The following is a 5,323-nucleotide window of genomic DNA, read 5'->3' as shown; positions in this document are numbered from 1 at the left end:
AAAACAGGTTTTTCGCAATCCACGTCCGGCCGATGTGATGGAAGCGCAGCGCGAGGGCAAGCGGAATCCACCTCGGATCGATGGCAACCAGCCGGCGCTCGCCCGACCGAAACAGAAGCGCATCGGCGCGCATGTCCGGCGTAAACCGCTTGCCGAACCAGCCGAGATTTTCCAGGACGCCGTCGAAGGGGTGTCCAGACGGTATGCCACGCCCCTTCCACAGGCCGACGAGTTCGCGCGGTACAATCGGCGGAAAGCTCTGAAATTCCTCAAGGACTGTCTGCTGGTCTCTCAACGGAAGTCGTGTCCTTCTGCTTGCGCTCCCTGGCACGGCGCCTGGATTTGGCATCGCGCCGGGCGATGCGCAACTCGTCGAGCGTCGGCATCCACCAGCCCCGCGTGAGCTCTATCTGATCCGGCGGTGTTTTCGCCGGCCAGGTCGTCACCAATTCTTCCAGCGAGCCCGACCGCCACGACACCCAGACATATTCTTCGCCCTCGGCCGCGGGAAAATAGAAGTTGCCGATGGTCGCGGGGTCCGCCAGTTCGCCGTCCGTACCGATGAAGAAGACCACGCCGGCATGGGTGCCGATCGCGCGCTGGAAGGGCGGGCCGTCATCGGCGGGAACCGGATAGCGCTTGCGCCGGCGCTCCCTCATCCTCGCCTTGGATGCCTCGTCTTCCTCCGTCCCCTTGATTGCCTCGCGTCTTGCGCGGCGGGCTTCCGGCTCGCTCCGTTCCGCGGCAGCCTCGATCGCCGGCCAATGCTGGCGCAATTCCTCGAACGAGCGATACGGGACGGTCCACAGGCGCCGATCGTCGTCCCAGCGGGCAAGCGGAATCTCCCGGATTTCGTTGACGACGGTGCGCGAATAGGGAGTCCGGATCTGGAAGGTCGCAGGGGCTGGTTCAAGATAGCGGCTTTCGATCGGCTCGAAGGCGAAGGCGTCCCTGCCCTTGTCGTCGGCAAATCTGTCGGCCTCCGCCTCCATCTCTGCCAGCCAGCGGCCGATGCGCTTCTCCGCGGTGCGGCCGGGCACGAACCAAGCGTTGAGGCTGTCGCTCCACCGTGCTCGCGGAAAGGCTTCCCGAAAACGCCGCACCGTTATGCGGTCGTGCGGCAGATCGGTCGTTGCCCCCTCACGCGGGAGCGGGGTTGATGGTTCTTTCGTTGCGTCGTCCATGCGACATCGTCCCGAGGGCACTCTCAAAAATCACGCTGCCCGCTTTGACTTTCCGAGCCGCTTGATCGCCTGCTCCAGCGGTCGCTCGCCGTCACAATAGTCCTGCCAGGCGGAGGTTTTCGCAAGCAGCGCCGGCACCGTGCGCACGGTAAACCGCTTCGGGTCAAGATCGGACTTCACTTGGCCCCAGGTCAGCGGCATCGACACCGTGGCGCCGGGACGCGCGCGCGGAGAGAGCGGCGCCACGGCAGTCGCCATGCGATCGTTGCGGAGATAATCGAGGAAAATCCTGCCGCCCCTCAGGCTTTTGGTCATCTTGATGAGATAGAGGTCGGGATTGTCACGCGCCATCTGCTGGCAGACGTCATGCGCAAAGCCCTTGGCCTCTGCCCAGGAGAGCGGTTTCCGTTTATTGACGGCGAGCGGTGTGACCACATGCAGCCCCTTGCCGCCAGTCGTCTTGCAGAAACTGACGAGGCCGAGCTCGTCGAGCCGATCGCGCATTTCGCGGGCGGCCGCGACCACGGCCGAAAAAGCCACGTCGGGGCCGGGATCGAGATCGAACACCAGCCGGCCGGGCACTTCCGGCTTGCCGGGCTCGCAATTCCACGGATGCAGTTCGATACCGCCGATCTGGGCGATGGCTGCGAGGCCCTCGATCCTGTCGATCTGCAAGTAGGGCTTTTTGTCGCCGAAGACCTTCACCAGCTCGAGGAGATTGGAGGTGCCGGGCATCGCATGGCGCTGGAAGAACTGTTCGCCGCCAATCCCGTCCGGCGCGCGAATGATCGAACACGGCCGGCCCTTGATATGCTCGACCAGCCAGGCTCCGACGGCTTCATGATATCGCGCAAGGTCTTCCTTGGTCACCGGCTCGCCATCGCCGGCGTCCGGCCAGAGCGGCTTATCGGGGTTGGAGATGAGGACGCCCATGACTTCGGCCTTCGCGCCCTTGCGGCGGACAGGCCTGTGCCTTGCGGTCGCCGCGGGATCAGCGGTGTCAGTCCTGGCAGGCGGCGCCGGCTTTTCGGCCTCGACCTCCTTGGCCGGCTTGTCCTCGCGCAGGCCTTTGAAGGCGGCCTGCCGGACGAGGCCATCCGCGGTCCAGCCTTCGAATTCGATTTCGGCGACAAGGTCGGGGTTCACCCAGACGACCTCTGCCTGCTTCTTCGGCGCGCCGATCCCGGTGAACGGCGATCTCGCCGTCTCCAGCGCTTTCAGTTTCGGAAGCAGCATGTCAACTTTCTTCGCGCCGTAGCCGGTTCCGACCCGACCGACATAGACGAAGTGATCGCCGCGGTGAACGCCGACCAGGAGGGAACGGAACCGGTCATTGGTCTTGGCATATGCGCCGATCACCACCTCATGGCCGGCCCGGCATTTCGACTTCGCCCAGCTGTCGGTGCGGCCGGACTGATAGGGAGCGTCCATCTGCTTGGAGATGACGCCCTCGAGATGGAGCTTGCAGGCCGAGCGGAGCACGGCGTCGCCACCGGATTCGAAATGTTCGACGTAGCGGATGCGGGGATCGTCGCCGGCAGCGGCGAGTAGGCTTTGCAGCCGCTCCTTCCGCTCGACCAGGCGCATCGATCGCAAGTCCTCGCCGCCGTCGAACAGCAGGTCGAAGGCGAAATAGACCAGCGTCCCTGTCGTGCCTTCCGACAGTGCCGCCTGCAGGGACGCGAAGTCGGGCGCGCCATTTTCGTCGAGCGCGCAGATCTCGCCATCGATGATACAATCGGGGAGTTGGGAAGCAGCCTCGGCGATCTCGGGGTACTTCGCGGTCCAGTCGAGGCCCTTGCGTGTCCTCAGCGTCACTTGGCCATCGGCGACACGCATCTGGATCCGATAACCGTCGAACTTGATCTCGTGCAGCCAATCGTCGCCGGCCGGCGGCCGGTCAAGCTTTTCGCAGAGTTGCGGGTCGACGAAATCCGGCAGGTCGGCGGCGGTCGAGGTCGCGACATCCTTGCGAGACCGCTTCTTGCGCTCGTCGGCCGCTAGCCCATGCTTGCTGTCCCAGACGGCGTCCGCCTCGACATCGGCGTTCGCCATCATGAACGGCCGCGGCTTTCTGCCCCGGCCCGCGGCGATCTCATCCATGCTGCGGCCGGACGCGACCGAGGTCCCATTCACCTCCAGGATCACCGCACCGTTTTCCTCGACGGAATGATCGTCGTGATGTTTGATCAACAGCCAGTTGGTCCGCTTACCGCCATCGCGGTCGTTGCGCATCCGGACCAGGACGAAGCTGCCATGCAGGCGCTTGCCCTCCAGCGTGAACTTGAAGTCGCCCTTCCTCAAGGCCTCCTCCGGTGACTTCCGGCCTTCCGGTTCCCAATAGCCGCGATCCCACAACATCACCGTGCCGCCGCCATATTGGCCCTTGGGGATCGTGCCTTCGAAGTCGCCGTAGTCGAGCGGGTGATCCTCGACCTCGACCGCCAGCCGCTTGTCATGCGGATCGAGCGACGGTCCCTTGGTCACCGCCCAGCTCTTGAACACGCCGTCGAGCTCGAGCCTGAGGTCATAATGCAGCCGTGTGGCGTCGTGCTTCTGGATCACGAATCGCCGGCGGTTCGACGGTTTGACGTGCGCCTCTCCGCTCGGTTCGCTGGTCTTCTGAAAATTGCGCTTGGCGCGGTATTTCGAGAGATTGTCGGTCATGAGACTCATGATCTCCTAGTCGTACGAGCGGACGGCGCTGGCATCCGTTTTCCGCTCAGCCTTGCGACACCCGCAGCGCGCCGGCATCTCCGAGACTGCGCTGGACGGCGGCGACCTGGCTGGATGCGATATCCGCCGAGACCTCTATCTCGCCTTCGAGCGGCGCGTCACGACGGGCGCCATCGTCATGCGAGGCATCGCCGCCCGATGGCGCGGCGCCGGCGGTATTGCGGTCGCTGGCCGACTGGATGAAGATGTCGGGCCGGGATATGCCGTGTTGCTGAACCAGATGCTCGACGGCAAGGTCGGCTGCTTCCCGGGTTTCGAACGTGGCTCTGATCGTCGTGGTGCTGTCGTCCGCCATTGGGGGTCTCCTGATGTTGATTTCCTTAGGGATGAGAACGGCGCCGGCGGCTGGTAGTTTCCGCCGCGGGGCCGAGGCGCCATTGAAATGATTGATATCGCGCCGAAGCCTGCTATGTTCTTGCTTTGTTTCGGCGTATTTCAAAGCCGATCCTATCGCGATCGCTGAAGCCGCCATGAACGACATGAGCTCGACCCCCGTCCGAAAAATCATCCATGTGGACATGGATGCCTATTACGCGTCGGTCGAACAGCGCGATGATCCGGAATTGCGCGGCAAGCCGATCGCCGTTGGCGGATCGGCGGCCCGGGGCGTGGTGGCGGCGGCGAGCTACGAGGCTCGTGCCTTCGGCGTTCACTCGGCCATGCCGTCGGTAACCGCCAAGCGAAAATGCCCGGATCTGATCTTCGTGCCGCCGCGCTTCGACGTCTACAAGGCGGTATCGCAGCAGATCCGCGAGATTTTCGCCGAATACACGCCCCTGATCGAACCGCTGTCGCTCGACGAGGCCTATCTCGATGTCACAAATAATCTCAAGGGCATGGAAATCGCCACCGAGATCGCGCTGGAGATCCGCGCCAGGATCAAGCAAGTCACCGGCCTCAACGCCTCGGCCGGGATTTCCTACAACAAGTTCCTCGCCAAGATGGCGAGCGACCTTAACAAGCCCAACGGCCAGGCGGTCATCACGCCGAAGAACGGGCCGTTCTTCGTCGAAGCGCTTCCCGTCAAGAAATTCCATGGCGTCGGCCCCGCTACCGCCGAAAAAATGCACCGGCTCGGGATCGACACCGGCGGCGATCTCAAGCGGCAGACCCTCGAGTTCCTGGTCGAGCATTTCGGGAAGTCGGGGCCATACTTTTACGGCATCGCCCGCGGCATTGACGAGCGCCAGGTCAAGCCGAATCGGGTGCGCAAATCCGTCGGCGCTGAAGATACCTTCTCGCATGACCTCCATGCCTACGAGCCGGCGCGTGAAGGGCTTCAGCCGCTGATCGAAAAGGTGTGGAGTTATTGCGAGGCCAATGCGATCGGCGCCAAGACGGTGACCCTCAAGGTCAAATATGCCGACTTCAACCAGATCACCCGCAGCAAGACGATTCCAGCA

General features: G+C 63.6%; 5 protein-coding genes. 1 reads left to right on the top strand and 4 read right to left on the bottom strand.

The genetic code is table 11. The features are described from left to right. The 4 genes from AF337_RS35250 to AF337_RS35235 form a co-directional block, all read right to left on the bottom strand. Nucleotides 1–349, bottom strand: a 349-nt coding sequence (locus AF337_RS35250; protein WP_193393696.1) for a GXWXG domain-containing protein, incomplete at its 3' end; no start/stop codon positions are given. Continuing rightward, on the bottom strand, nt 270–1,184 hold the full coding sequence (locus AF337_RS35245) for a hypothetical protein (RefSeq protein WP_049735719.1): 915 nt from the start codon (nt 1,182–1,184) through the stop codon (nt 270–272). The genes AF337_RS35245 and AF337_RS35250, both read right to left, overlap by 80 nt. A gap of 30 nt (nt 1,185–1,214) precedes the next feature. Beyond that, entirely contained in the window at nt 1,215–3,851 is a 2,637-nt protein-coding gene (ligD, locus tag AF337_RS35240) for a DNA ligase D (protein ID WP_049735718.1), read from the bottom strand. 55 nt (nt 3,852–3,906) lie between these two features. Continuing rightward, complete coding sequence (locus tag AF337_RS35235; RefSeq protein WP_049735717.1) at nt 3,907–4,215, bottom strand: hypothetical protein; 309 nt, start codon at nt 4,213–4,215, stop codon at nt 3,907–3,909. 175 nt (nt 4,216–4,390) lie between these two features. Between AF337_RS35235 and dinB the strand changes: the two genes are divergently transcribed. After that, a partial coding sequence (dinB, locus tag AF337_RS35230) for a DNA polymerase IV (protein ID WP_049735720.1) occupies nt 4,391–5,323 on the top strand: 933 nt, incomplete at its 3' end.

Origin of the sequence: Rhizobium ecuadorense (genome assembly GCF_001187535.1) — a bacterium.
GTDB lineage: Bacteria > Pseudomonadota > Alphaproteobacteria > Rhizobiales > Rhizobiaceae > Rhizobium > Rhizobium ecuadorense.
The sequence above is the reverse complement of the archived record's forward strand: the minus strand, read 5'-3'. Positions and strand labels throughout refer to the sequence as shown.